At 72.4% G+C, this 23993-nt stretch carries 27 protein-coding genes; 14 read left to right on the forward strand and 13 right to left on the reverse strand.

Annotated elements, in window-relative coordinates; all coding sequences use genetic code 11:
• Positions 1-342 precede the first annotated feature (342 nt).
• The 4 genes from MRBLMI12_RS03650 to MRBLMI12_RS03665 are packed head-to-tail and all read right to left on the reverse strand — an operon-like array spanning position 343 to position 3467.
• Positions 343-1443, reverse strand: a complete 1101-nt coding sequence (locus MRBLMI12_RS03650) for a sulfate/molybdate ABC transporter ATP-binding protein (protein WP_363353970.1) — start codon at positions 1441-1443, stop codon at positions 343-345.
• Positions 1440-2273, reverse strand: coding sequence for an ABC transporter permease (locus tag MRBLMI12_RS03655; RefSeq protein ID WP_363353972.1), 834 nt, complete (start codon positions 2271-2273; stop codon positions 1440-1442). The genes MRBLMI12_RS03650 and MRBLMI12_RS03655 overlap by 4 nt, the downstream gene beginning before the upstream one ends.
• Entirely contained in the window at positions 2270-3073 is an 804-nt protein-coding gene (gene modA / locus MRBLMI12_RS03660) for a molybdate ABC transporter substrate-binding protein (protein ID WP_363353974.1), read from the reverse strand. Before modA ends, MRBLMI12_RS03655 begins: the two co-directional genes overlap by 4 nt.
• Before the next feature lies 1 nt (position 3074).
• Positions 3075-3467 carry a TOBE domain-containing protein gene (locus MRBLMI12_RS03665; protein ID WP_349428393.1) on the reverse strand — a complete coding sequence of 131 codons (393 nt, stop codon included), beginning with the start codon at positions 3465-3467 and terminating at the stop codon, positions 3075-3077.
• Between the two features lie 390 nt (positions 3468-3857).
• Between MRBLMI12_RS03665 and MRBLMI12_RS03670 the strand changes: the two genes are divergently transcribed.
• The 3 genes from MRBLMI12_RS03670 to MRBLMI12_RS03680 all read left to right on the forward strand — a co-directional run bounded on the left by MRBLMI12_RS03670 (position 3858) and on the right by MRBLMI12_RS03680 (position 5483).
• On the forward strand, positions 3858-4715 hold the full coding sequence (locus tag MRBLMI12_RS03670) for a PHP domain-containing protein (protein WP_363353976.1): 858 nt from the start codon (positions 3858-3860) through the stop codon (positions 4713-4715).
• Between the two features lie 43 nt (positions 4716-4758).
• Positions 4759-5088 carry a nuclear transport factor 2 family protein gene (locus MRBLMI12_RS03675; protein WP_363353978.1) on the forward strand — a complete coding sequence of 110 codons (330 nt, stop codon included), beginning with the start codon at positions 4759-4761 and terminating at the stop codon, positions 5086-5088.
• Positions 5089-5195: 107 nt separating this feature from the next.
• Entirely contained in the window at positions 5196-5483 is a 288-nt protein-coding gene (locus MRBLMI12_RS03680) for a DUF1905 domain-containing protein (RefSeq protein WP_349428396.1), read from the forward strand.
• Between the two features lie 17 nt (positions 5484-5500).
• Here MRBLMI12_RS03680 and arfB read toward each other — a convergent pair whose 3' ends face one another.
• On the reverse strand, positions 5501-5938 hold the full coding sequence (arfB, locus tag MRBLMI12_RS03685; protein ID WP_363353980.1) for an alternative ribosome rescue aminoacyl-tRNA hydrolase ArfB: 438 nt from the start codon (positions 5936-5938) through the stop codon (positions 5501-5503).
• Positions 5939-6032: 94 nt separating this feature from the next.
• Between arfB and MRBLMI12_RS03690 the strand changes: the two genes are divergently transcribed.
• The 9 genes from MRBLMI12_RS03690 (at position 6033) to MRBLMI12_RS03730 (ending at position 12880) form a co-directional block, all read left to right on the forward strand.
• A complete protein-coding gene (locus MRBLMI12_RS03690; protein WP_363353982.1) occupies positions 6033-7049 on the forward strand; it encodes a hypothetical protein in 1017 nt (338 codons plus the stop codon).
• A gap of 20 nt (positions 7050-7069) precedes the next feature.
• Positions 7070-7342: a hypothetical protein gene (locus MRBLMI12_RS03695; RefSeq protein WP_363353984.1), complete on the forward strand. Its 273-nt coding sequence runs from the start codon at positions 7070-7072 to the stop codon at positions 7340-7342.
• A gap of 183 nt (positions 7343-7525) precedes the next feature.
• Entirely contained in the window at positions 7526-8725 is a 1200-nt protein-coding gene (locus tag MRBLMI12_RS03700; RefSeq protein ID WP_363353986.1) for an NAD(P)/FAD-dependent oxidoreductase, read from the forward strand.
• Positions 8726-8814: 89 nt separating this feature from the next.
• Positions 8815-10008: a ThiF family adenylyltransferase gene (locus tag MRBLMI12_RS03705; RefSeq protein WP_363353988.1), complete on the forward strand. Its 1194-nt coding sequence runs from the start codon at positions 8815-8817 to the stop codon at positions 10006-10008.
• A complete protein-coding gene (glp, locus tag MRBLMI12_RS03710; RefSeq protein WP_363353990.1) occupies positions 10005-11237 on the forward strand; it encodes a gephyrin-like molybdotransferase Glp in 1233 nt (410 codons plus the stop codon). Before MRBLMI12_RS03705 ends, glp begins: the two co-directional genes overlap by 4 nt.
• Positions 11234-11728, forward strand: coding sequence for a cyclic pyranopterin monophosphate synthase MoaC (gene moaC, locus MRBLMI12_RS03715; protein WP_363353992.1), 495 nt, complete (start codon positions 11234-11236; stop codon positions 11726-11728). The genes glp and moaC overlap by 4 nt, the downstream gene beginning before the upstream one ends.
• Complete coding sequence (gene mobA, locus MRBLMI12_RS03720; RefSeq protein ID WP_363353994.1) at positions 11728-12375, forward strand: molybdenum cofactor guanylyltransferase; 648 nt, start codon at positions 11728-11730, stop codon at positions 12373-12375. Before moaC ends, mobA begins: the two co-directional genes overlap by 1 nt.
• Positions 12372-12647 (forward strand): DUF6457 domain-containing protein, encoded by a 276-nt coding sequence (locus MRBLMI12_RS03725; protein ID WP_349428406.1) that lies wholly within the window; start codon positions 12372-12374, stop codon positions 12645-12647. Before mobA ends, MRBLMI12_RS03725 begins: the two co-directional genes overlap by 4 nt.
• Positions 12647-12880, forward strand: a complete 234-nt coding sequence (locus MRBLMI12_RS03730) for a MoaD/ThiS family protein (protein ID WP_363353996.1) — start codon at positions 12647-12649, stop codon at positions 12878-12880. The genes MRBLMI12_RS03725 and MRBLMI12_RS03730 overlap by 1 nt, the downstream gene beginning before the upstream one ends.
• A gap of 37 nt (positions 12881-12917) precedes the next feature.
• Here MRBLMI12_RS03730 and MRBLMI12_RS03735 read toward each other — a convergent pair whose 3' ends face one another.
• The 7 genes from MRBLMI12_RS03735 to MRBLMI12_RS03765 form a co-directional block, all read right to left on the reverse strand.
• On the reverse strand, positions 12918-13358 hold the full coding sequence (locus MRBLMI12_RS03735; protein ID WP_363353997.1) for a molybdenum cofactor biosynthesis protein MoaE: 441 nt from the start codon (positions 13356-13358) through the stop codon (positions 12918-12920).
• On the reverse strand, positions 13358-13837 hold the full coding sequence (locus tag MRBLMI12_RS03740) for a MogA/MoaB family molybdenum cofactor biosynthesis protein (RefSeq protein ID WP_363353998.1): 480 nt from the start codon (positions 13835-13837) through the stop codon (positions 13358-13360). Before MRBLMI12_RS03740 ends, MRBLMI12_RS03735 begins: the two co-directional genes overlap by 1 nt.
• A 28-nt stretch (positions 13838-13865) precedes the next feature.
• Entirely contained in the window at positions 13866-16469 is a 2604-nt protein-coding gene (locus tag MRBLMI12_RS03745) for an FdhF/YdeP family oxidoreductase (RefSeq protein WP_363354000.1), read from the reverse strand.
• A gap of 118 nt (positions 16470-16587) precedes the next feature.
• Positions 16588-17142, reverse strand: a complete 555-nt coding sequence (gene lepB / locus MRBLMI12_RS03750; RefSeq protein WP_363354002.1) for a signal peptidase I — start codon at positions 17140-17142, stop codon at positions 16588-16590.
• Positions 17139-17825, reverse strand: a complete 687-nt coding sequence (locus MRBLMI12_RS03755; RefSeq protein ID WP_363354004.1) for a DUF305 domain-containing protein — start codon at positions 17823-17825, stop codon at positions 17139-17141. Before MRBLMI12_RS03755 ends, lepB begins: the two co-directional genes overlap by 4 nt.
• Positions 17826-17924: 99 nt before the next feature.
• Positions 17925-19832 (reverse strand): hypothetical protein, encoded by a 1908-nt coding sequence (locus MRBLMI12_RS03760; RefSeq protein WP_363354006.1) that lies wholly within the window; start codon positions 19830-19832, stop codon positions 17925-17927.
• 17 nt (positions 19833-19849) lie between these two features.
• Complete coding sequence (locus tag MRBLMI12_RS03765) at positions 19850-20695, reverse strand: hypothetical protein (protein ID WP_349428417.1); 846 nt, start codon at positions 20693-20695, stop codon at positions 19850-19852.
• A gap of 252 nt (positions 20696-20947) precedes the next feature.
• On the opposite strand from MRBLMI12_RS03765, the gene MRBLMI12_RS03770 reads away from it, so the two are divergent.
• Entirely contained in the window at positions 20948-22387 is a 1440-nt protein-coding gene (locus tag MRBLMI12_RS03770; protein ID WP_363354008.1) for an APC family permease, read from the forward strand.
• The gene (locus MRBLMI12_RS03775) at positions 22384-23130 is read left to right on the forward strand and encodes an IclR family transcriptional regulator (RefSeq protein WP_349428420.1); all 747 of its coding nucleotides are present in this window, start codon (positions 22384-22386) and stop codon (positions 23128-23130) included. Before MRBLMI12_RS03770 ends, MRBLMI12_RS03775 begins: the two co-directional genes overlap by 4 nt.
• A gap of 200 nt (positions 23131-23330) precedes the next feature.
• On the opposite strand, the gene MRBLMI12_RS03780 is transcribed toward MRBLMI12_RS03775, so the two are convergent.
• Positions 23331-23969 carry a DUF305 domain-containing protein gene (locus tag MRBLMI12_RS03780; RefSeq protein WP_363354011.1) on the reverse strand — a complete coding sequence of 213 codons (639 nt, stop codon included), beginning with the start codon at positions 23967-23969 and terminating at the stop codon, positions 23331-23333.
• Between the last annotated feature and the right edge of the window lie 24 nt (positions 23970-23993).

Consider the following 23993-nt stretch of genomic DNA (forward strand, 5'->3'; position numbering starts at 1 on the left):
CTCCCCGGCCGTTGAGCGAGCGAGGAACGAGCGAGACCCTTCTCCCGGTCGTCGAGCGAGCGAGGAACGAGCGAGACCCTTCTCCCGGTCGTCGAGCGAGCGAGGAACGAGCGAGACCTTTCTCCCGGTCGTTGAGCGAGCGAGGAACGAGCGAGACCTCTCTCCCGGTCGTCGAGCGAGCGAGGAACGAGCGAGACCTTTCTCCCGGTCGTTGAGCGAGCGAGGAACGAGCGAGACCTCTCTCCCAGTCGTCGAGCGAGCGAGGAACGAGCGAGACCCTCCTCCCAGTCGTCGAGCGAGCGAGGAACGAGCGAGACGAAACGCTCTGAGTGTGGCGGAGGCTCAGTGCCCGACGACCAGTCGCACGTCGGCCGGGTCCACGCGCAGCGTGATCGTGTCGCCGGGCGCGAGCCCCGCGGCGCTGTCGGCGGCGACGTCCACCGCGACGTCGGGATCGGCGGTGCGTATCCGCACCCCGGCCGGCGTCTGCTCGAGGCGCACGATGCGTGCTGTCCACTCCCCCGCGGCGTGGGGCGGCCCCTCGATCACCCGGATGGCGCTCGGCCGGAACACCGCAACAAGAGACGGATGCCGCGACCCCGCCGCGTGGGGCAGCACCAGGTCCCCGGCACGCCAGGCCGAGTCTGCGGGCTCGAGGGTCCCGACGACGCGGTTGAGTCCCGCCACCGCTGCGGCGAACCGGGTCGCCGGAGACGCGAGGACCTCGCGCACCGGCCCGGTCTGCGTGACCCGGCCGTCTTCGAGCACGACGAGGCGGCTCGCGAGCGCGACCGCGTCGACCGCGTCGTGGGTCGCGACGACGGCCGTCGTGCGCGTCGCCGCGAGCTGCTGATGCAGCAGGGCGCGCACGTCGCCGGCGGTCTCGGTATCGAGCGAGGTGAGCGGCTCGTCGAGCAGGATCGCGGCGGGCGACGTCGCGAGCGCCCGCGCCAGCGCGACGCGCTGCTGCTGTCCACCCGACAGCTGAGCGGGCCGGCGTTCGCCGAGCCCCTCCAGCCCGACGCGTCGAAGCCAGTCCGCGGCTCCGGCCGCCGCCACCGTCTTCGTGGCGCCGTGCACCCGCAGCCCGAACGCCACGTTGTCGTGCGCGCTGAGATGCGGGAACAGGCGCGGATCCTGCCCGAGGAGCACCACGCCGCGTGCCGCCGGCGTCGTGCGGCGCGCAGCGGAGCCGTCGGACGTGCGCCGGTCGAGCAGCCGGCCCTGCAGCCGGACCTCTCCCTCCTCGAACCCCGTCAGCCCCGCGAGGACGCCGAGCAGCGTCGACTTCCCAGCGCCGCTCGGACCCATGAGGGCCACGACCCCGCCCGCCGGCACGCTGAGGGCCACGTCTAGCGCGAACCCGCCCCGATCCACGCGGACGCGGGCCTCGAGTCCCTCTGCGGCGCCGGTGGCCGCATCCTCGCCCGCCGCACCGCTCATCGCGCGGGCTCCGCGCGCCAGGCGCGCACGAGCAGCAGCACGCCGACCGCGGTGACGAGCAGCAGCAGCGAGAGTGCCACCGCCGTTCCCTGCGAGACGCCGGCGCCGTTGAAGGCGGTATAGATCGCGAGCGGCATGGTCTGCGTCACGCCGGGAGCGTTTCCGGCGAAGAGGGCCGTCGCGCCGAACTCGCCGATCGCGCGGGCGAAGCACAGCACGGTGCCCGCGACGAGGCCGGGGGCGGCGAGCGGGAGGGTCACGCGGGCGAGGATCGTCCAACGCCCCGCGCCCAGGCCCGCCGCCGCCTGCTCGAAGCCGGTGCCGGTGGAGCGCAACGCCCCTTCGAGGGCGAGCACGAGGAACGGCAGAGCGACGAAGGTCTGCGCGAGGACGACGGCGGTGGTGGTGAACGGGATGCGGATGCCCCACTCCGCGAGGATCCCGCCCAGCCAGCTGGTGCGGCCGAACAGGAACAGCATCGCGACGCCGCCGACCATGGGCGGCAGCACGAGCGGCACCGTCACGAGCGCCCGCAGCACGGCCGCCGTCCGCACCGAGCTCCGGGCGATGAGGAGCGAGAGCGGCACACCGAGGACGACGCAGACGATCGTGGCGACGGCGCCGGTGGCGAGCGAGAGGCCGAGCGCCGACAGCGCCTGCGGCGAGGTGACGTCGGTCCACAGCGTCGACCAGTCGACGCGCAGCACGAGGGCGCCCAGGGGCAGGACGAGCAGAGCGAGCCCGATCGCGGCCGGAACCGCGAGCACGCGGGGCACGAAGCCGGCGCGCTCCTCGTGCGTGCGCACGTCGCGCGCCGTGGCGACGGTCACGGGGCCCCGAATCCGAGGGCCGAGAGCACTCGCCGGCCCTCGTCGCCGAGCACGAACGCGACGAAGGCGCCGGCAGCCTCCGGGTTCGCGCCATCGTTCAGCGCGACGACGGGATACCGGTTCACGACGTCGTCGGCGCCCGGCACGTCGATCGCGTCGACGGCCCTCGTGGTCGAGGCATCCGTCACGTACACCAGCCCCGCGTCGGCCTCTCCGGCTGCGACCTTCGTGAGGACGGCGGTGACGTTCTGCTCGTAACTGTCGACGCTCGGCTCGACGCCGGCGTTCGAGAGGAGCGCCGCGGATGCCGCCCCGCACGGCACCTCGGCCGCGCACAGCACCACGGTCCGGTCGGGATCGGCGAGGTCCTCGAGGCCGTCGATCCCGCCCGGATCGCCCGCGGGAACCACGAGCGTCAGCGTGTTCGTCGCGAACAGCTCGGGACCGCTCGCGAGGCCCGCATCGACGACCTTCTGCATGTTCGGCTCGTCCGCCGCCGCGAAGACATCGGCGGGGGCTCCTTCGATGATCTGCGTCGCCAGCGTCGACGAGCCGTCGTAGGTGACGGGCTGCACGCGAAGGGACGGATGCCGCTGCTCGAACTGCGTCGCCAGCTCATCGAACGCCGCCTGCAGCGACGCGGCCGCATATACCGTGAGGCCCCCGGACAGCTCGGGCTCTGCCGAGGTCGTCTCTGCAGGCGACGCGCCCGGATCCCGGTCGACGCTCGCGCAGCCGGCGAGTCCGAGCACGAGAGCGGCGAGGAGCGCTGCGACGCGAACGGTGGCCCCGTGGCGCACGTCAGGCCTTCGGGGTCTCGACGATCACCGTGGTCGCCTTGACCACGGCGACGGCGAGCGAGCCGGGCTCGAGTCCCAGCTCGCGCACCGCCTCGGACGACATGAGCGAGACCACGCGATGCGGACCGGACTGGATGTCGACCTGCGCCATCACGCCGTCGATCTGCACACGCGTGACGAGCCCGACGAAGCGATTGCGCGCGCTCGAGAGCACGTCCGCAGGATCGCCCGGCGCAGCGGCGAGCTCGACCGCGCGTGCGGCGAGCGCGGCGCCGGGGATCTCGACGGGCGATGCCCCGGTCGTCGGCAGCGTGCCCGCGTCGATCCATCGGCGGACGGTATCGTCGCTCACCGCGAGCAGCCGCGCCGCCTCGGAGATCTTGTAGCTCGCCACAGCTCCACATTATCACCGCGCATGCGGGTTGTCCGCGGGCATTTCCCCGCATACGCGGATTTCGGTTCGTGGTGCGCCACTGCCGATGCGCTGGGGCACCGACCAGATCACCGTCGAACCCGCCGCGCCCGCGGACGCCCGACGCGGCTGCCCCCGCCGCACCGGCATCCTCCGTTCATGTGCCCCCACGTTCGGGTGTCACGACACGCCGCTACGCCGGCGTCGAAGCCACAACTCGCGACCCCTGAACGGTCTACGCACGCGCTCGGGTGTCACGACACGCCGCAACGCCGGCGTCGAAGCCACCATTCGTGACACCCGAACCGCCACGCACGCTGGAAAGTCACGACGTTGAAGGGGTGCACTGGTGGCCGGAGTACTCTCGGCGAGATGACGGCGACTCTTCCCGCCGATGCCCACGTGCACAGCGAGTGGTCGTGGGACTGCGGCTCGGATCCGGCCTCGCACGGCTCGATGGTCCGCACCTGCGAACGTGCACTCCGGATCGGACTCCCGGCGATCGTGTTCACCGAGCACCTCGACTTCGAGCACGACTGGCGAGTCGAGGACGGTGACATCGGAGAGCACGCGCAGAGGTACGTCGACGAGAGCGGCCATGTGCGGCTGCCCGAGTTCGACGTCGAGGGCTATCTCACCGCGATCGAACGGTGCCGCCACGACTTCCCGGACCTGCGCATCCTCACGGGCGTCGAGTTCGGCCAGCCGCACCTGCGCGACGCGCACGCCGCCGCTCTGCTCTCCAGCGGGGTCATCGATCGCGTCAACGGGTCGCTGCACATGCTCCCCTTCGACGGCGCCGACCGCACCGAGCCGACCACGCTCTACCGTCACATGCCCGCGGACGACGTGATGTGGAGCTACCTCGAGGAGATCCCGCGCATGGTCGCCGGCTCGGATTCCTTCGCGGTGTTCACGCACATCGACTACGCCGTGCGCTCCTGGCCGGTCGCCACAGCGGGCCCCTTCGACCCTCGCAGATTCGAAGACGGGTTCCGTGCCGGGATGCGCGCGATCGCGGCGTCGGAACGGGGCCTCGAGATGAACACCCGGCGGCTCTGGCCGTGGATCCCGCAGTGGTGGGCGGAGGAAGGCGGGCGCGCGGTCACGTTCGGCAGCGACGCCCACGGACCCGACATGCTCGCCGCCCACTTCCCGGAGGCGACGGCGATGCTCGAGCACTTCGGATTCCGGCCGGGCGCGCGCGCCGAGGACTTCTGGATCCGTTGAACATGGGCGCTCCACCCGCGCGATGCGGGTGGAAGATCGGAGCATGGCACTCATCCCCGCTCCCATCTCGACCTTCATCGTCGCCACGAACGCCGGCGACTCCGATGCGTTCGTCGCGGCCTTCAGCGAGGACGGCTCGCTCGACGACTGGGGCCGCGTGGCGCACGGGCACGACGGCATCCGAGCGTGGGATCGCACCGACAACATCGGCAAGCAGTCGCACTTCGAGCTCATCGACATCGAGCAGGAAACAGCCCCGGAAACCTACCTCGTGCACTTCGCGGTGACCGGCAACGGGTTCAACGGCACCAGCCCGTTCCGCTTCACCTTGCGCGACGGTCTGATCCAGAGCGTGGTCATCGTTCCCGATTGAGGCTCTGAGAGGCTGTCGATCGAGACGACGTCCGATCGTCATCCCTGTGAAGGGCCGCCGCCCGGTACACACTCGTCACGGCTGCGGCGGCCGAGATTGGAGCCATCATGTCGGACCACACCGGGCCTCTCGATATCCGCTTCACCGCCACCCTCGGCAAAGCTCAGCCGGGCGACACCTGGACTTGCGTGAAGCTCCCCGATTCCGCCACGATCTTCGGCACCCGCGGACTCGTCAAGGTGGCGGGCACCGTGGACGGGCACCCGTTCGAAGGTGCTTTCATGGCCCTCGGCGACGGGACGCACAAGCTCCCGATCAACGCCGAGGTCAGAAGGGCGATCGGCAAGACCGACGGCGACTCCGTCGACATCCACCTCACCCGGCGCCGCTCGTAGCGCCGGCGCGGGCGTCGTCAGTCGGCGGGTGGGCGGCGCAGCCGCTTGACGTCGGTACGCCGCTTCTTCTCGCTCAGGCGCCGCTCCTTGGCGCCCCGGGTCGGGCGCGTGGGTCGTCGCGAGGGCGAAGGCGGCCGTAGCGCGTCGGCGACGAGAGCGGCGAGCCGGGCACGCGCGGCATCCCGGTTGCGCAGTTGCGCGCGATGCTCGGATGCCGCGATCGTCAGCACTCCGTCGACAAGGCGACCGCTCAGCCGCGCGAGCAGCCTCTCGCGCTGGTGCGGCGACAGCACGGCCGAGCGCGACACATCCCAGACCAGCTCCGCCCGCGAGTCGGCGGTGTTCACGCCCTGCCCGCCGGGGCCGGATGACCGCGAGAAGCGCCAGGTCAGCTCGGACTCGGGGATGGTGAGCCCCGAGCCCACCCGGAGGCCGGGACGATGGGCGGCGGGCATGGATCCATCATCCTCTTGCGTGCAGGGCATCGTTACAGGGTCGTTGCCCGGCGTCGTCCCGGCGCCTCTAGCGTCGGTACCGGAGGTGCACACGATGCGACGTCTGACGGTGGTGGTCGCGACTCTCGGCGTGAGCCTGGTGCTCGCCGGCTGCGGGGCGATTCCCGGGATCGGCGCCGACCCGCGTATCGAGGCGACGCCGGTCGCGACGGTGATCTGCCCCCAGACCTACGAGGCAGGCCACGCTGAAGCCGGACTGGTGCCGTCCGACTTCACGGCGGTCGCCGTCCTGCGGTGCGACCCGTACGCGTCGTGGGAGGACGACGACGGGAGTTGGTCGGGGGCGCTTCTCGAACGACTCGAGGGAGACCTCGAACCTGTGCTCGCGGCGCTGGCCTCTCCCAGCGATCCGCGTTCGATGGGACCGTGCACCGCGATCGGCTACCTCTCCCCCGAGCTGTGGGTGGAGGACGCCGACGGGCTCGTCGTGAGCGTGGCGGTCCCGTCCGACGGGTGCGGAGCGCCTAAGTCCGTCGGCTTGGACGCGGCTCTCGCGGCCCTCACCGTGGTGGACGAGACGTTCACGCCCGAGTCGCTGGTCGACTCCGCCGCGGCGACCGATGCGGGATGCGCCACCCAGGCGAGCATGCTGATTCTCGCCGGCCCGGATGCCACGAGTGGTCTCCCCGCCGACGCCGACGCCGACGTACCCGACGACCAGGTGATCGGCGAGGACGCGCTCATCCCCTTCGAGCTTCCGGCATGGCCCGAGGTGGCCACGGTCGACGGAGCGCGGCTGTGCGACTACGTCGCCGGGTTGGGATCGACGCGGTCGCCGGCGGTCACGGGTGATCCGAACATCTTCGCCGGCGTGCGCGAACTGGCCACCGCCGAGGCTCAAGCCGTGCTCGCGGACGCCCGGCACGCCCCCACAGCGCCGTCGTGCACGGACGCGGCGACGAGGTGGGTCGTCGTCCACCCGAGTCTCGTGAGCGGGCAATCGCAGCCGTTCACCGTCGAACTCGACGGCTGCCGACGCCTGGTGGACCCGGGTCTCCAGCCTCGCGCAGCGTCGCCGGAGCTTCTCGACCTGCTGACGCCGGCGGGCTGACGGCTCGATAGGGTCGGGAGATGGCGCAGCCGAGCGGCAAGGAACGTGCAGGATGGGTGACCGCGGGGGTTCTCCTCCTCGCGGGAGCGGTCACGATCGTCATCGGGGCATCGACGCCCGCATCGTTCGGCTGGTTCGCGTACCAGCCGCTCGCCGATGCCGCCTTCGCGCCGGGCGGAGACTACGTCTTCGTGTCCCGCGTCACGATCTTCGGGTTCGCGGCGTTGAGCCTCGGGCTCATCACGCTCGCGTTCGTCGGCGGCTGGCGTCTGGCCAAGCGAGCCTCCGGCTGAGCACACGTCGGCGCGTGTTCCGGTCACCCGACGGGTCCGACCCGGCATCTTCGTGCGACCTCAGCCCCCTGCGCAAGCCCCCTCGCTTCGTGCGGGTGCCTGCCTAATCTCGCCTGCAGGGAGATCTCAGACGCAACTCCCGCCGACCGCGGTCGGCGGGAGTCGCCATCCGAGGGGAGGAACATGTCCGAGCAGCAGGCGCATCATCAGGTGCTGGTCATCGGCGGGGGCAACGGCGGCATCTCGGTCGCCGCGAGGCTGCGTCGCTCCGGCGTCGACGACATCGCCATCATCGAGCCGCGTGAGCAGCACCAGTACAAACCGCTGTTCTCGCACGTCGCCGGCGGCACCGCTCCCGCCGGCATCACCGTCCGCCCCCAGCGAGAGGTGATGCCGAAAGGGGTGGAGTGGATCCAGGATGCCGTCACCGCCGTCCAGCCCGACGCGAACGCCGTCGTGCTCGAGACCGGTGACCGCGTCACCTTCGACCAGCTCATCGTGTGTCCGGGCATCCAGCTCGACTGGGGCCGCGTGCCGGGGCTGGCAGAGGCGATACAGACGCCGGCGGCGGCATCCCACTACGAATTCGAGCTGGCGCAGAAGGCGTCGCTGCTGCTGCGCGACCTGAAGGAGGGCACGGTCGTCTTCACCCAGCCCGACGGGCCCGCCTCGTGCGCGGGTGCCGCACAGAAGCCGATGTATCAGGCGTGCGACTACTGGCGGGCGACGGGGGTGCTGGACAGGATCCGGGTCGTGATGGTGGTGCCGACGGAGACGGCGTTCCTGCCGCCGTTCGATCGCGAGCTCGAGCGCAAGATCGAGGAGTACGGCATCGAGCTGCGCACCCGCTCGGTGCTGCTCCGCGTGGACTTCGCGGCGCAGGAGGTCGTGATCGGCGGGCCGGACGGACCCGAGCATCTGCACTACGACGTGCTCAACGTCGAACCGCCGCAGTCGGCCCCGGATTGGCTCAAGGCGTCGGTGCTCCCGGCGCCGGGCTCGTCGGGAGGGTTCGTGGAGGTCGATCCTCGGACGCTGCGGCATCCGCGACTCCCCCGTGTCTGGGCTCTCGGCGACGCCGCCGCGACCACCAACTCGAAGTGCGGTGGGGCGCTCCGCAAGCAGACGTGGGTGCTGGCGAAGAACGTCTCGAGGGTGCTCCGCGGCAAAGAGCCGAAGGCGCGCTACGACGGCTACGCGGTGTGCCCGTTCACGGTCTCGCGGTCGACGGTCGTGTGGGCGGAGTTCGACGACACGGGCACGCCGAAGCCGTCCATCCCGTTCTTCCGGCGGATGTACCGCGAGAGCCGGCTGTCGTGGGTCTTCGACCGGCACGTTCTGCCGTGGGTCTACTGGAACCTCATCCTGACCGGGCGCGTCTGACCCTGCCGGCCCGGCCGCCGTCGGTGCGCCAGGCGCGCGATCGGACGGGCGGCGCCCGACCCCCGATGCGCGCGGCGTAGCCTGTGGATATGGCCTTTCCCCCACTCGTCGAGCCCCTCGCCGAGCTGAGCGATTCCGAGCACACACGGACGGCGCGGCACCGCGTGCTCGCCGGCTTCGGCGACGTCGCGCAGCGCCGCCTCGCCGCCGCGCACATCGCGGTCGTCGGTGCGGGCGGCCTCGGCTCCCCCGCCGTGCTGGCGCTGGCGGCCGCCGGAGTCGGCACGCTCACGGTGATCGACGACGACCTGGTCGAGGCATCCAATCTGCAACGGCAGGTGATGCACCGTGTGGGCGATGTCGGTGCGGCCAAGGTCGACTCCGCCGTCCGCATCGCCGCCGACCTCTCGCCCACGACCCTGGTGCGGCCGGTGCAGGCCGTGCTCACGCCGGCCAATGCCCGCGACCTCCTCGCCGGAGCGCACGTCGTCATCGACGGCACCGACACGTTCGAGACCCGCGAGGCGGTGGCCGCCGCGTGCGAGGACCTCGGCGTTCCGCTCGTGTGGGGCGTCGTGCAGGAGTTCCACGCGCAGGCGACGGTCTTCTGGTCGACGCCGCCCGCCGGCGCGGTGCCCGTCCGCCTCGCCGATCTCTACCCGCCGGATGCCGGACGCGAGGCCCCCACCTGCGCACAGGTCGGCGTGCTCGGCGCCCTCTGCCTGCAGGTCGGCGCACTCCTGGCCACCGAGGCCATCAAGCTCATCACGGGGGTCGGAGACCCGCTGCTCGGACGCGTGCTGGTGATCGACGCCCTCCGCGCCCGGACCGACGAGGTGCCGCTGCGTCCCGCGGACGTCCCTTCCCACGGCGGCGGTGTCGCGCGCGAGCCTGCCGCGCCCGAAGACGTCGCGGCCGGCGCCTCGCCGGCGAGCGCCGGCTTGCAGGCCGCTCCTGAGCCCACCCGCCCCGCACCCATCCCGCAGCTGACTCCGGCCGAGGCGCTCGCTGCGCAGCGGGCGGGGGCCGTGCTGCTGGACGTGCGCGAGCCGTTCGAGACCGCGCGCGGCGTCATCCCCGGCTCGATGCTGCTGCCGCTCGGGGACGTGCTCGCCGAGCCGCACCGGGTGGAGACTCCCCGCGTGATCGTGGTGTGCCAGGTCGGCATGCGCGCACAGCGCGCGGCGGTGGCTCTGCGCGCCGCAGGGATCGAGGCGTCCGTCCTCGCCGGCGGCATGGACGCATGGAACCGCGACGCAGCCGGCGCGGCGGTCCGCGCGTGAGCTGCTTGCGCACCGTCGAGGAGCACCTGGCCGATGTGCTCGCGGCCGCCGAACCGCTGGAGAGCGAGCGGGTCGCGCTCGCTGCCGCGCACGGCCGCACGCTGCGCGAACCGGTGCGGGCCGCGGTCGATATCCCCGTCTTCGACAACTCGGCGATGGACGGGTTCGCCGTCCGCTTCGAGGATGTGGCGGTCGCACCGGCGACGCTCCGCGTCGTCGCCGACCTGCCCGCCGGCACCGACGCCGACCCGGCGCTCGCCCCCGGCGAGGCCGCGCGCATCATGACCGGGTCGGCCGTACCGGCCACTGCCGACGCGATCGTCCCGTTCGAAGACACCGCCGGCGGGCTCGCCGACTCGCTCGGTGCGATCTCGGTGCAGAAGGCCCCGCGTGCCGTGGGCGCCCACATCCGTCGCGCCGGCGAGGACGCGCGCGCCGGTGACGAGGTGCTCCCGTCCGGAGAGCTGCTCGGCCCCCTGCAGGTCGCGGCGACGGCAGCGGCCGGCGTCGCCGAGGTCATGGTCGCACGTCGACCGCGTGTCGCCGTCATCTCGACGGGGAGCGAGCTCGTCGAGCCGGGATCCGCGCTCCGTCGCGGTCAGATCCCCGAGTCGAACAGCGTCCTGCTCGCCGCCCTCGCCGCGGAAGCCGGCGCCGAGGTCGTGCGCCGCGCCAGCGTTCCCGACGAGAGCGGGGCCCTCGACGCCCTGCTCGCCGAGGTGACGGACCCGCGGTCGCCGGAGCGCGCGGACGTCGTCATCTTCTCCGGCGGCGTCAGCGCCGGAGCGTACGAGGTGGTCAAGACCACGCTCGCCGAGACCATGGTCTTCTCGAAGGTGGCGATGCAGCCCGGCAAGCCCCAGGGCTTCGGCCGCCTCGCCGCGGGCACGCTGCTGTTCGGGCTGCCGGGCAACCCGGTCAGCGCGGCGGTCTCGTTCGAGGTGTTCGTGCGACCGGCGCTGCTGCGCCTTCAGGGTCGCCGGGCCATCGACCGCCCCGTCATCGCACTGCGGGCCGGTGCCGGCTGGCGCACGCCGCCGGCGCGGCGCCAGTACCTGCCCATCACGATCGACCGCTCCGATCCGGCGGCCTGGCGTGCCGTCCCGGCGACGAGCGGCGGATCCCACCTCGCGGGCGGACTCGGCCGTGCCGAGGCCTATGCCGTCGTGCCCGCCGAGGTCGACGCTGTGGCGGCGGGCGATGTCGTCGATGTCATGCTGATCTCATGAGCACGCCCGAACCGCCGAATTTCACGCACCTCGACGACGCCGGGAACGCGCGCATGGTCGATGTCACGCTGAAGCAGCCGACCGTGCGCTCCGCGACAGCCCGCGCCTTCGTGCGCTGCGCGCCCGAGGTGGTCGCCGCACTGCGCGACGGGTCGGTGCCGAAGGGCGATGTGCTCGCGGTCGCCCGCATCGCCGGCATCCAGGCCGCCAAACGCACCCCCGAGCTGCTGCCGCTCGCGCATGTCATCGGCGTGCACGGCGCTGCGGTCGACCTCGCGGTCGAAGACGGCGGCGTCGCGATCGAGGCGACGGTGCGCACCGCAGACCGCACGGGCGTCGAGATGGAGGCCCTGACCGCGGTCTCGGTGGCCGGCCTCGCCGTCGTCGACATGGTGAAGGGGCTCGACAAGGGCACCTCGATCGAGAGCGTGCGCATCATCACGAAGACCGGCGGCAAGAGCGGCGACTGGCATCGCCCGGGCGAAAGCTGATGCCCGGCCGGCGACCCGTCGTCCCCGCCGGCCTGGGCGGGATCCTGCTCGCCGGCGGCCGCGGCACGCGCGTGGACGGCGCCGTCAAACCGCTGTTCGAGGTGGGCGGGCGCACACTGCTGTCGGCGGCGGTGACCGCGGCGACGGATGCCGGAGCCCGGCCCCTCACCGTTGTGGCACCGGTGCTCGACGAGAGCCTCCCCGTCGGGTGGGTGCGCGAGGATCCGCCGTTCGGCGGCCCGGCCGCCGCCGTGGTCACCGCGCTCGCATCCTGGCCGGCGGAGGACGACCCGGAGTGGACGCTCGTCCTGGCCTGCGACCTCCCCGGCGCGGATGCGGCCGTCCGACGGCTCGTCGACGATCTCGCTCTGCTCCCGGCCGATACCGAGGGGCTATGCCTCGGCGACGCATCGAGCCGCCCCCAGTGGCTGACGGGCGTGTACCGCACGCGGGCACTGCGGCAGGCGGCATCCGCTCTCCCCGATGGAGGGCGCGACTTGCCGATGCGCAGGCTCGTCCACGAGCTGGCGATCGCCGTCGTCGCGGCGCCCGACGACCTGACCCGCGATGTCGACACGTGGGAGGATCTGAACGAGGCCCGCGCGCGGGCCGATCACGCGCACCCCAGCCTGGAGGATTCGCCATGAGCGAGCAGTCCCGCACCCTTCCCCCGGAGGCCCTCGACGCCTGGGCCGCCGCGCTGCGCGAGCGGTTCGACCTCGCGCCCGAAGACGTGCCGGTGTCGCTGATCCTCGATCTGGCACGCGACGTCGCGGTCGGCGTGGCACGCCCGGCGGCGCCGTTCAGCGCGTTCGTGGCCGGGCTCGTGGCGGGTCGCAACGGCGGCTCCACGGCCGACATCGAGTCCGCCGTGGCCGCGATCACCGCCCTCGCCGGCGACTGGGAGCACGAGGCCTGATGGCCGTCGTCCGCTACTTCGCCGCCGCGCAGGAGGCGACCGGCCTGGATTCCGAGCGCCGCACCGAGACCACGCTGGGTGAGCTGCGCCGCGCCGTATCGGAGGAGTTCCCCGGGCTGGGCGGCATCCTGCCCCGCTGCGCCGTGCTCGTCGGCGGCTCACGCGTCGACGACGACACGCCCCTCGGCAGCGACGACATGGTCGACGTGCTGCCGCCCTTCGCCGGCGGCTGATCCCGCTTCCGGGCTGCGGGGCCTTCGGCCGCCGCGGTCAGCCGCCGAGGCCGAGCCAGGTGGCGGTGCCGTCGGATTCGACCTGGCGCTTCCAGACCGGCAGGTCGGTCTTGATCGTCTCGATCAGCGTGCGGCACACCGCGAACGCCTCGGCGCGGTGGGCGGACGCCACTGCGATCACCACGGCGGCGTCCCCGACGTGCAGCGTGCCGACCCGGTGCGACACGGCGACGAGCGCTCCGGTCGCCCCGATCGCCGCGGCCGCCAGGCGGGCGAGCGCCGGTTCGGCGTCAGGATGCGCCGAGTACTCGAGGGCGACGACGGCGGTCGCGGCATCCGGATCATGATCGCGCACGCGACCGACGAACGTCGTCACGGCGCCCATGCGGGAATCGTCGACGGCGCGCAGGTGGGCGTCGAGATCCAGCGGCTCGGCACTGATGGCGGCCATGCGCACCGCGTCTGTGGTCAGGGTCATCAGTGGTCCCCTCCGCCCAGCTGGTCCAGCACATGTAAGGCGACCGACAGCACGACCGGCATCCCATCCGCCACCCCGCCCGGGGACCCGGGCAGGTTGACCACGAGCGCGCCGTGCGGGTCGACGACACCGGCGATCCCGCGCGTCAGCAGGCCGGCGGGCTTCTCGGCCGCACCGCGTCGTCGCAGCTCCTCCGCGATGCCGGGCACCTGGCGGGTCACGACGCGTGCAGTGCCCTCCGGCGTCTGGTCTCGCGGCGAGACACCCGTGCCGCCCGTCGTCACGATCAGCTTGACGCCCGCGACGACCTCGGCGGTCAGCGCGCGCTCGACGCTGTCGGCGCCGTCATGCACCACGACGGCATCGGCGCAGTCGAAGCCCGCCTCCCGCAGCGCCGAGACCGCGATCGGCCCGCTCGCGTCGGCGCGAGCGCCCTCGGCGGAGCGATCGGACACGGTGATGACGGCGGCGCGGGTCATGCCTCCAGCCTAGGCACGCGCCGGACTCTCAGGTGCGACGTGCGAGCCGCACCACCACCGACTTCGAGGTCGGCGTTCCCGAGACGTCGGCGACGGAGTCCAGGGGCACCAGCACGTTCGTCTCCGGGTAGTACGCGGCGGCGTTGCCCCGAGGAGTGCGATAGGCGACGATGCGGAACTCCTCCGCCCGTCGCTCCTCGAGCGTGCCGTCCGGCCCCCTCCACTCCGACACGAGGTCGACGACGTCGTTCTCGGCGAAGCCCAGCGCGACGATGTCCTTGGCGTTCACCAGCACGACCCGGCGCCCGCCGTGGATGCCGCGATACCGGTCGTCCTTGCCGTAGATCGTGGTGTTGTACTGGTCGTGCGAGCGCAGCGTCTGCAGCAGCAGGCGCCCGCGCGGGATCCGCGGATACTCCAGCGGGTTCACGGTGAACCGCGCCCTGCCGTCGGCCGTCGCGAAGCGGCGCGCATCGCGCGGTCCGTTCGGCAGGTGCAGCGTGCCGCCCTTGCCGATGCGCTCCTCGTAGTCGTCGAACCCGGGGATGACGCGCGCGATGTGGGCGCGGATGAGCGCGTAGTCCGCCTCGAGCGCCGCCCAGTCCGCGTGCGGGACGTTGGACGGATGCCGCAGACCAGCCGGATCGGGGCCGTCTGCGGTCTCGCGGTCGCGATGGACCGGCGAGTGCGTCCCGTCCGACTCCTCGGCCGCGGTGCGCTCCGGGTACCCGCGGTCATGGCGCGTCGCGCCGTCCGCGGCATCCGTCACCGGCTCAGGTGATGTCACCGGCTCAGGACGATCCGCGCCCGCAACGTCCTTCTCCCGTGACATCACCTGATCTCGCGACGACGACGCCGCCGCCGCCGACGAGGACGACGACGCTGACGTCCGACCGCCGGCGGCTGCGCCGGTACCCGCGGACCCGAAGACCAGGCCGCTCAGTCGAGCCACGATGGCGACCTCGCTGAGCAGCTCCTCCGACGGCGGGGCCAGGCGGCCGCGGGAGGCGTGGACGGCTCCCATGGAGTCCTCGACCGTGACCCGCTGCTCCTGGCCGCCGCGGCGGTCGCGGTCGGTGCGGCCCAGCGTCGGCAGGATGAGAGCGCGACGCCCCGTGACGACGTGGGAGCGGTTGAGCTTCGTGGAGACGTGCACGGTGAGTCCGACGCGCGACATGCCGGCCTCGACGACCGCGGTGTCGGGGGTCGCGGACACGAAGTTGCCGCCCATGCTCATGAAGAACCGCACGCGGCCGTCGCGCATCGCGCGGATCGCGCCGACCGTGTCGAAGCCGTGCTCGCGCGGGGCGGCGAACGCGAACTCCGTGTCGAGGGCGTCGAGGAACGCCGCCGACGGCTTCTCGTAGATGCCCACGGTGCGATCGCCCTGCACGTTGGAGTGCCCGCGCACGGGGCAGACGCCCGCGCCCGGGCGGCCGATGTTGCCCTGCAGCAGCAGCAGATTGACCACGTCGCGCAGCGTCGGCACCGAGTGCTTGTGCTGGGTGAGTCCCATCGCCCAGCAGACGATCGTCGCCTTCGACGTGCGCACGGTCTCGGCGACCCGCCGCAGCGACTTCTCGGGAAGACCCGTGGCGGTGACGAGGTCGCGCCACGAGGCATCCGCCATGGCCTGACGATACTCATCGAAGCCGCTGGTGTGCGCGGCGAGGAACTCGTGGTCGAGCACACCCCCGTCGGCCTCCTCGGCCTCGAGGAGGTGCTTGCCGATCGCCTGGAACAGCGCCTGATCGCCGCCGAGGCGGATCTGCAGGAACTGGTCGGCGAGCTTGGTGCCGCCGAACGCGACGCCCCGCACCGTCTGCGGGTTCTCGAAGCGCATCAGTCCCGCCTCGGGCAGCGGGTTCACCGCGATGATCGTCGCCCCGCGCTGCTTCGCCTTCTCGAGCGCGACGAGCATGCGGGGGTGATTCGTGCCCGGGTTCTGCCCGGCGACGATGAGCAGGTCGGCGTCGTGGATGTCGTCGATCGAGACGGTCCCCTTGCCGATGCCGATCGTCTCGGTCAGCGCCGAGCCGGAGGACTCGTGGCACATGTTGGAGCAGTCGGGCAGGTTGTTCGTGCCGAGGCCGCGCACCAGCAGCTGATACAGGAACGCCGCTTCGTTCGAGGTGCGGCCCGACGTGTAGAAGACCGCCTCATCGGGATCGTCCAGCATCCGCAGCTCATCCGCGACCAGGGCGAGCGCATCGTCCCACGAGATCGGCCGGTAGTGCGTCGCACCCTCTTCGAGCACCATCGGGTGGGTCAGCCGCCCCTGCTGGCCGAGCCACCAGTCGTCGTGGCCGCGCAGCTCGTCGAGCGAATGCACGGCGAAGAAGTCCGGGCCGACCCGGCGCAGCGTCGCCTCCTCGGCGACGGCCTTGGCGCCGTTCTCGCAGAACTCCGCGATGTGCCGCTTGTCCTCCTCGGGCCACGCGCAGCCGGGGCAGTCGAACCCGTCCTTCTGGTTGACGCGCAGCAGCGTCTGCACCGACCGGGTCACACCCATCTGCTCGTTCGCGATCTCGAGCGCGTGCAGCACCGCGGGCACGCCGACGGCGACCTTCTTGGGCCGCGACACGTGAACGCGGGTCTCGTCGATATCGGCTCTCGGGGGCTTCGTCGCCATACCTCCAGGCTATGCCTCGCACAGGCATCGAGGGCGCCTCACGACGCATGAGCGGTACGCCTTCGGATGACGGATGCGGCGGCCACCGGCATCCGTCCGTGAGCGTGTCACCGCGCGCTCAGCCGCCCCACCACGCACGCGCGGTGCCGCGCAGGTCGTCTCGTGCCACGGCCCCATGCCCCGGCGCCGACACCGATGCCCGGGAGTCGGCAGACTCCGCCCGGTTGTCGCCCATGACCCAGACGGCACCCTCGGGCACGGTGACGCGGAACGGGATGTCGCCGCCCGGGCGCACCGCGCCGGCATAGGCCTCCTCGATCGGCGCTCCGTTGAGGAGCAGCCGGCCGGTCCCCGCTTCGCAGCACACCACGACGTCGCCCGCGACGCCGACGACCCGCTTCACGAGGAGCGCGCTCTGCGTACCCGACCATCCTTCGCGGTCGACGAGGAGCACCACGTCGCCGCGCCCAGGCGGGCTCCACCGGTCGAACAGCACCGTGTCACCGCTGTGCAGCGTCGGGTTCATCGAGTCGTTGCGCACCGTCGCGACGCCGAAGGCCGCGGTGAGCGAGAGCGCTGCGCCGGCGGGGATCACAAGGGCTGCGAGCCAGAAGAGCGCCCGCCGCCTGACGCCGAGCGATCGGCCGACCGCTGCGGTGCCGGCGACCGTCACGGCGCCTCGGCGAGCAGCGCCGTCATCGCCGCGATCTCGCGCTGCTGCTCGACGAGCACGTGCTTGCCGGATGAGCGCACGTACGCATTGGATCCCTCGCGGACCGCGCTCTCGGCCATCTCGAGCGCGCCCTCATGATGCGCGATCATCAGGTCGAGGAACATCCGGTCGGCGGTGCCGCCCTCGGCGGCGTCGAGGGCGGCGAGCTGCTCGGCGCTCGCCATGCCCTTCATCTGCGTGTGCGGGTGGTCGCCGCATCCGGCCGGCACCGCTCCGGCGGCGGGCTGCGTGCCACCGTGCCCACCGTGCCCGTCGCTCGAACCGCCGGCGGGGATCGCGCCGCGCCACGCGTTCTGCCATGCCCGCATCGTCTCGATCTCGGCGGCCTGGTCGGCCACGATGAACTCGGCGAGCGCCTGCGTGCGCTCGCGGACCCCCGAGGCGCCGAGCACGAGTCTGCTGAGCTCGAGCGCCTGTTCGTGGTGCGGGATCATGCCCTCGATGTAGCAGTGGTCCTCGACGGTCGGGTAGGCGGCGGTGGCGGCATCCGTCCTCGCGCCTGGCGAGGCGGCCTGCGGCGCCGAGTCGGCACCCGTCGTCAGACTGAGCCCCACGGCCCCGGCCGCGACGATCGCGGTGGAGAGGGCGAGCACGACGCCGAGGGCGGCGATACGACTGCGCATGGGGAGGTCCTTTCAGCTCCGGATGCCGCGGGCGGAAGCCTCCGCGACATGGGGGTCCCGCGGGACGACGCGACCGGCGCGTCGCCCCGCGGGCGGGGGTCAGGCCGCGGCCTGTCCCTTGGCCGCCTGCTGGCGGCGCAGGTGCCACGACGTGGCCGCGAGTCCGGCTCCTGCCACCAGGAGCAGAACGCCCGACAGCGCCCAGTTGTTCGCGTCGGTCCCGGTCGTCGCGAGTGCGCCGAAGATCGCCGCGGGCGACGCGGACGCCACCGTGAACGATCCCTGGGCGACGGCCGACGAGGTCTGCCCGGTGAGGACCAGCGAGTGCTCGCCGGCGGGCGTGTCGGAGGGCACTACGAACTGGACGCTCACGACGCCCTCGCTGTCGGCGACGAACGTGCCGACGTCGACGGGGTCGGAGTGCATCACGGCGCTCACGGTCTCACCGGGGGTGAAGCCGCTTGCGGTCGCCGACTGTGCGGCGCCGGGGGCGACCTCGGCGCTGCCGAAGGTCACCGGCGCGGCTGCGGGCGCCGTCGAGCCCCCGTTGCCGTTTCCGTTCCCATTGCCGTTGCCGTTGCCGTTGCCGTTGCCGTTCCCGTTGCCGTTCCCGTTCCCGGACTCGGTGGGCGTCGGCGTGGGCTCCGTGGTGGGCTCGGTCGTCGGGGTGGGCGTCGGCGACGCGGTGGGCGTCGGCGTGATGTTCGGGTTCGGCACCCCGCGCATGTCGCCGTTGACCCACTTGCGGCCCTCGGGGATGTTCGGGTTCTGCGCCGCGAAATCACGCGGGTAGAGGGTGAAACCCTGCCAGTGGATCGGCATCGGGCTCTGGTCCTCGTCGCGGTTGATGTGATGGAAGCCCACGTTCACCCATGCCACCGGGTCGGCGAGCGTCTCGCCGTCGGCGATGTAGTCGCTGACCATCTGCCCCGCCTTCGACGGGATCAGGTTGTGGCTGGCGTGGATCTCATCCGACTTGGCCGACGTGAACGCGATGTCGTAGTCGGTCTCGGGGTTGAGGTTGTACGCCTGGTCGCGCGGCACGATGATCTCGTACGAGCGGGCGTGGCCGTCGGCGTTGATGCTCTCGGGGTTCACGACCCGGTATGCCTCGCGGTTCGAGCCCATCGTCTTGGTCTCGTTCGTGATCTGCGTGAGCTGCGTCTCGAGGATCGCGGTGTGACCCGTGTCGCCCGTCGTGCCGTAGTCGCCGGTCGGCGTGGTCGCGAACTTCTCGACCAGCTGGGTGGCGCCGGAATCGATACCGAAGTCCACGCGCCAGAACGCCGAGTGGTAGTGGTTGACCGCGAAGTCCTCCTGGCCAGGGGCGATCGGCCACCCCTGGTTCACGACGTCGACGTAGTCGTTGGGCGACAGGTCGCCCGTGGCGCCGAGGCGCACCGAGATCTCGCCGTCGTCGTGGAACCGGTACTCGGTCTGGTACTCGTACCAGCCGATGCGCGACACGCTGTGCAGCACGAGGTCGGTGCCCTGCGCGGCGTACAGTGCGTCGCCCGTGATGTTCGACCGGTACGCGAGACCCGAGTCCTCTTCGCCGATGCAGACCGCGGCGATATCGCCGCGGGCCGGGTCCGCCCACGCGTTGCGCACCTCGCCGACCGGGCAGTCGACGGCCTCGATGGCCTGCAGGCGGCGCCCGCCCACCTGGTAGGTCGTCACGTCGTTGTACTCGGTGGCGCCGGTGTCGTACGGCACGTTGAGCTGGGCGAGCGCGATCGAGTCGAGCACGAGGATCGGCGCCGCGTCGTCGCGCGGCTGGTAGGCGATCTTGTCCAGGACCAGGCCGCGGTAGGTGTCGAGGCGCCAACACATCTGCCAGCTGGATCCGGATTCGAGGGTCTTCGAGACGAGGGAGTCGCCGGAGCAGGATGCCTCGGTGACCGTCTGGGCGGACGCCGCCGCGGGTGCGGACAGCACGAGGCCGCCCGCCAGCAGCGCCATCGCGGTGCCCGCGCCGAGAAGCCGGCGGAGGGGGTTTCGTTTCATCGGGAGGGTCTCCAAGGTCATGAGATGGACAGGACGGCCCGCGTCGACAGGTTGACGACGTAGGTGCTGGTGGTGAGGAAGGCGCCGCCGTCGACCTGGGCGAGCAGCTGCACGCACCGGTCGACGCCGCACGACTCGGCACCGAAGGATCCGGCATCCGTGACGAACGAGTGGGCGGTGAGGAGGACCTCGGCGGATGCCGGGGTCAGGACCGAGCCGCCGGTGAGCGCGGCGAACTCGTCGACGACGGGCTGGGCCGCGTCGGAGTCGAGCAGCAGCTCCCACGCGAGCGAGGTCTCGGCATCCGTCGGAGCGGGCTGCGTGCCCGAGGCGCGGTCCACGGACTCGACCGCCCCGTTCGTCGCGTTGACGATCATGCTGACCGTCTCGTTGGTGGCGTAGTCGTAGTACAGGGAGATCAGGCGCCGCTGTCCGTCGGAATACGCCTGCGGGTCGGCCACGTCGGTGGAGAGGAACTGCAGTCCCGGCTCGCCGAACACGTCCTCGCCGGCCGCGAACGCCGCGTCCTGAGCGCCGACGAAGCGCACGTACTCGACCTCGGCTCCCGAGAGCGCGTCGTAGGCGGCCGCGATCGTCGCGGGCTTGGCGACCTCCTCCGCCTTCTCGGGTGCGTCCTCGTCCGTGCTGTCGGCGGCGATGGGGGTGGATGCCGTGATCTCGGGCGACGAGGTCGCCTGTACGGCGGTCTGCGTCGCGAAGAGGAGGGCGACGGCGGCGGCCGCGGCGGCGACCACGGAGCCGATGCCGAGGGCGCGCGGTGTGAGCAGTCGGCCGCGCAGTGCCGGCCGCTGTCGCGAGGGGGGCGGCGAGTCCCCCTCGGGAGAGAGCTGTTGTTCGGTCACGGGATTCCTTTCGAGGGCGATGACGCGGCTCGCACCCGCGTCGGGGCCGATTCTTCGCCCGCGCCGTTTCCCCGCCGTGTGGCGTCGCGAACGCCGAGCGAAATCCTGATGAGACGACGACGGCCGATCCCGGCCCGCTGATCTCACGCCGTGTCACGCGGCGGAAACACGGGCCGCCTTTTCCGGCAACGCGCGCCCGGTAGCGTCGCGGCCAGCCGCACCGCGGCGAGCGCCGGGCACCGAGGAGGACGCGTGAGCACTGCACTCGCGGACGCGATCGAGCGGGCGCGGCCGAGGAACGATCTCGGGTCCAGCTCGCCCTTCGCGGGCCTGCACCGTCGCCACGCGCGCACGATCGACGTGGTCGCGCAGTCGGTAGCGGCCACCGCGCCCGCCGGCGTCCTGCTGATCCACCCCGCCGCCGCCTACGCGCGCAGCGGATCGTTCGCGTTCCTCGACATCGCGATCACGATCACCCTCGTCGTGGGCGTCGGCCTCGTCATCGGCATGTTCGCGCGGCGCATCGCGAGCACGGGCTCGCTGTACACGTTCGCGGCGCGCGGCCTCGGCTCCCACGTCGGCCTCGTCACCGGCGCCGCCCTGGGCATCGGCTACCTCGCCGTCGCCATGAACACGCTGGCGTCGGGCTCGCAGCGACTCGCGGACCTTCTCAGCGGCGGCGCCGCTCCCCCGTGGCTCGTCGTCGTCCTCATCACCGTGTTCGGCGGCATCATCGCGCTGGTCGTCGCCCGCGGACTCCGGATGTCCACTCGCATGCTGCTGGTGCTCGAGTCGATCGCGGTGGCGACGGTGCTGGTCCTGTCGATCGCCGCCCTCAGCCTCACCCGGTGGGATCTGGGGCTGCTCGTCCCGCGCCCCTCGGACTTCTCGCTCGAGGCGATCATCACGGGCGTCGCCTTCGCCCTCATCGGCTTCGTCGGCTTCGAGAGCGGCGCCGCCCTCGGGCCGGAGACGCGTCGTCCGTTCGCGGCGGTGCCGCGGGCGGTGATGGTGAGCGTGGGCGCGACGGGACTGGTGATGCTGGTCGGGACGGCCGCGCAGCTGTCGATCGTGGCGGAGCGGCCGGGCGCGGCATCCCTCGCCGCCGTGACGGGCCTCTCCGGCCTCATCGACGTGATCGTGGCGATCTCGTTCCTCGCCTGCGCCCTGGCGATGACGAACGCGGCGACGCGGCTCGGCTTCGCGATGAGCCGCGAGGGCCTGCTGCCGGTGATCTTCGGCCGGGTGTCGGGTCGCGGCGTGCCGGCGGTCGCCGGCGTGCTGCTCACGTCGGTGGTGACGGCGGTTCCGATCGCGATCCTCGCGGTCGGCGGCAGCCGTCAGGACATGCGGATCGTGACCTCGCCCGCGTCGATCATCGGCTTCGTGCTGGCGTACGCACTGGTGTGCGCGGCGGCGCCGGTGTTCCTCGCGCGCATCGGCGAGCTCACGGTGCGCGCCGTGGCCGTCAGCGCACTCCCCCTGGCCGGCCTCTTGTGCGTGCTGGGGTTCTATCTCGCCGCGACACTGCGCGACAATCCCGGCGGGCTGCTGTGGACGGCCGGGATCCTCGCCGTCGTCGTCGGCGCCGGCGCGCTGCGGCTGGCACGCCACCCGCGCGTGGCTGCGCGGATCGGCGTGCATGACTGGCCGATCGACTCGGACTGCATCGAAGGGCCGGCCCGGTCGTGAGCGGCGCGGGTCTCGCGGGCGACACCCGGCTTCCGGAGAAGGGCCTCGGCCTCGCGCTGGAGATCCTGGAGCAGGTCGCGCGTGACGACCGCGGCGCGTCGGCGGCCGAGATCGCCCGCGCCGTCGGCGCCCCGCGGGCGACGGTGTACCGCGTGGTCAACTCGCTGGTCCGCGACGAGTACCTCGTGCGGCGCCCGGACTTCTCCGGGTTCCTGCTCGGCACGCGCGTGCTCGAGCTCGCCGCGATCGTGGGCGCCCGCACACGACCGGCCCACGCCGCGGTCGTGGATCGCCTCCGCAGCGAGACGGGCGAGGCGGTGCACCTGTTCGCCTTCCACCGCTCCGGGCTTCTGGTGCTCGACGAGGACACCACCCAGCCGCTGTCGGACCCCGACGTGCTGCTGGCCGACCCCGCGCGATCGGCGATCGGACACCTCTGGCTGGTCGCGCACCCCGACCGCCGTCTGCCGCAGGCGCCGAGCTGGCGGGTCGACGCGGCGTCCGGCGACGTCCGCGCCATCCACGAGGCATACGCGGTCCGTGGCTACACCGAGCAGGTCGCGCTGCTCAGCAGCGACCGCGGGTGCCTCGCCGTGCCGATCCACGACGACGCCGCGCGCCCGGTCGGAGCGGTGACCCTGTCGACCTCGATCTCGCGCCTCTCTGTCGCCGCACGCCACGTCGGCGCGCTCCGCGACGCGGCGCGCGCGCTCGCTCCGATCGGCGCGCTCAGCGACTGGTGACCTCGTCGCACCGATCTCCGGCCTGATCGCCGCCGCCCGTGTTCGTGCGCCGCGCACGTGCGCGTCACCGATCCGCAGCGACCGGCCGTCAACAGGTCAACCACACCTGTGCAGGACCGATCCGGCACGGATCTCCTGTCGAAGCCTGGTTGACCTGTTGAGCGCAGGGAGCCCGACGGATGCCGCAGACCGCGGTGTCCTCAGGGCACCGCGGCCAGGAACTGTTCGAGCATCCGCTCATCGGCCGCGGCCTGCTTCAGCACCTCGTCGGCCGACTCCACCACCGCCGGGTGCGGATCGCCGTCGAGGATGAGCGCGATGAGCGCGACCATCCCCGCGTTCTGGTCGCGCAGGATCTCGGCGAACCGGCGCTCGGCGTCGGGATGCTGGGCATCGACGAAGCCCTGCAGCGTGCTCCACGCGGGCATGCCCGGCATCTGCGCGTGATCGGCGCCGTGGCCGCCGCAGGGGCCGTCGGCGGGCGGCTCGGCCGGACGCGCGTCGACCCACGAGACGTACCACTCGCGCAGCTCGTCGAGCTCGTCCTCGTTGCGCGCGGCGATGCCTGTGGCGAAGCCGCTCGCCCCGGCGTCGATGCCCTCCTTGCGCAGCAGCGTCTGCGCGAGCTCCTGCTCCTTGACGCGGTAGTAGATCATCGCCTCGACGTAGCAGTAGTCGTCGGCGGTGACCGGGATCGACGACGAGGCCGATGGCGAAGCGGATGCCGAGGGCGCGGCGTCCGTCGTCCCTGACGTGGCGGCCACCGCCAGCGCGACGCCCACGGCGGCGGTCGCCAAGGCGAGCGTCAGCGCGACGACGACGACTGCTCTGCGACGCACGCGGGCCTTTCGGATCGGGAGGGA

This window comes from Microbacterium sp. LMI12-1-1.1 (genome assembly GCF_040676455.1).
In the GTDB taxonomy this organism is placed as follows: Bacteria; Actinomycetota; Actinomycetes; order Actinomycetales; family Microbacteriaceae; genus Microbacterium.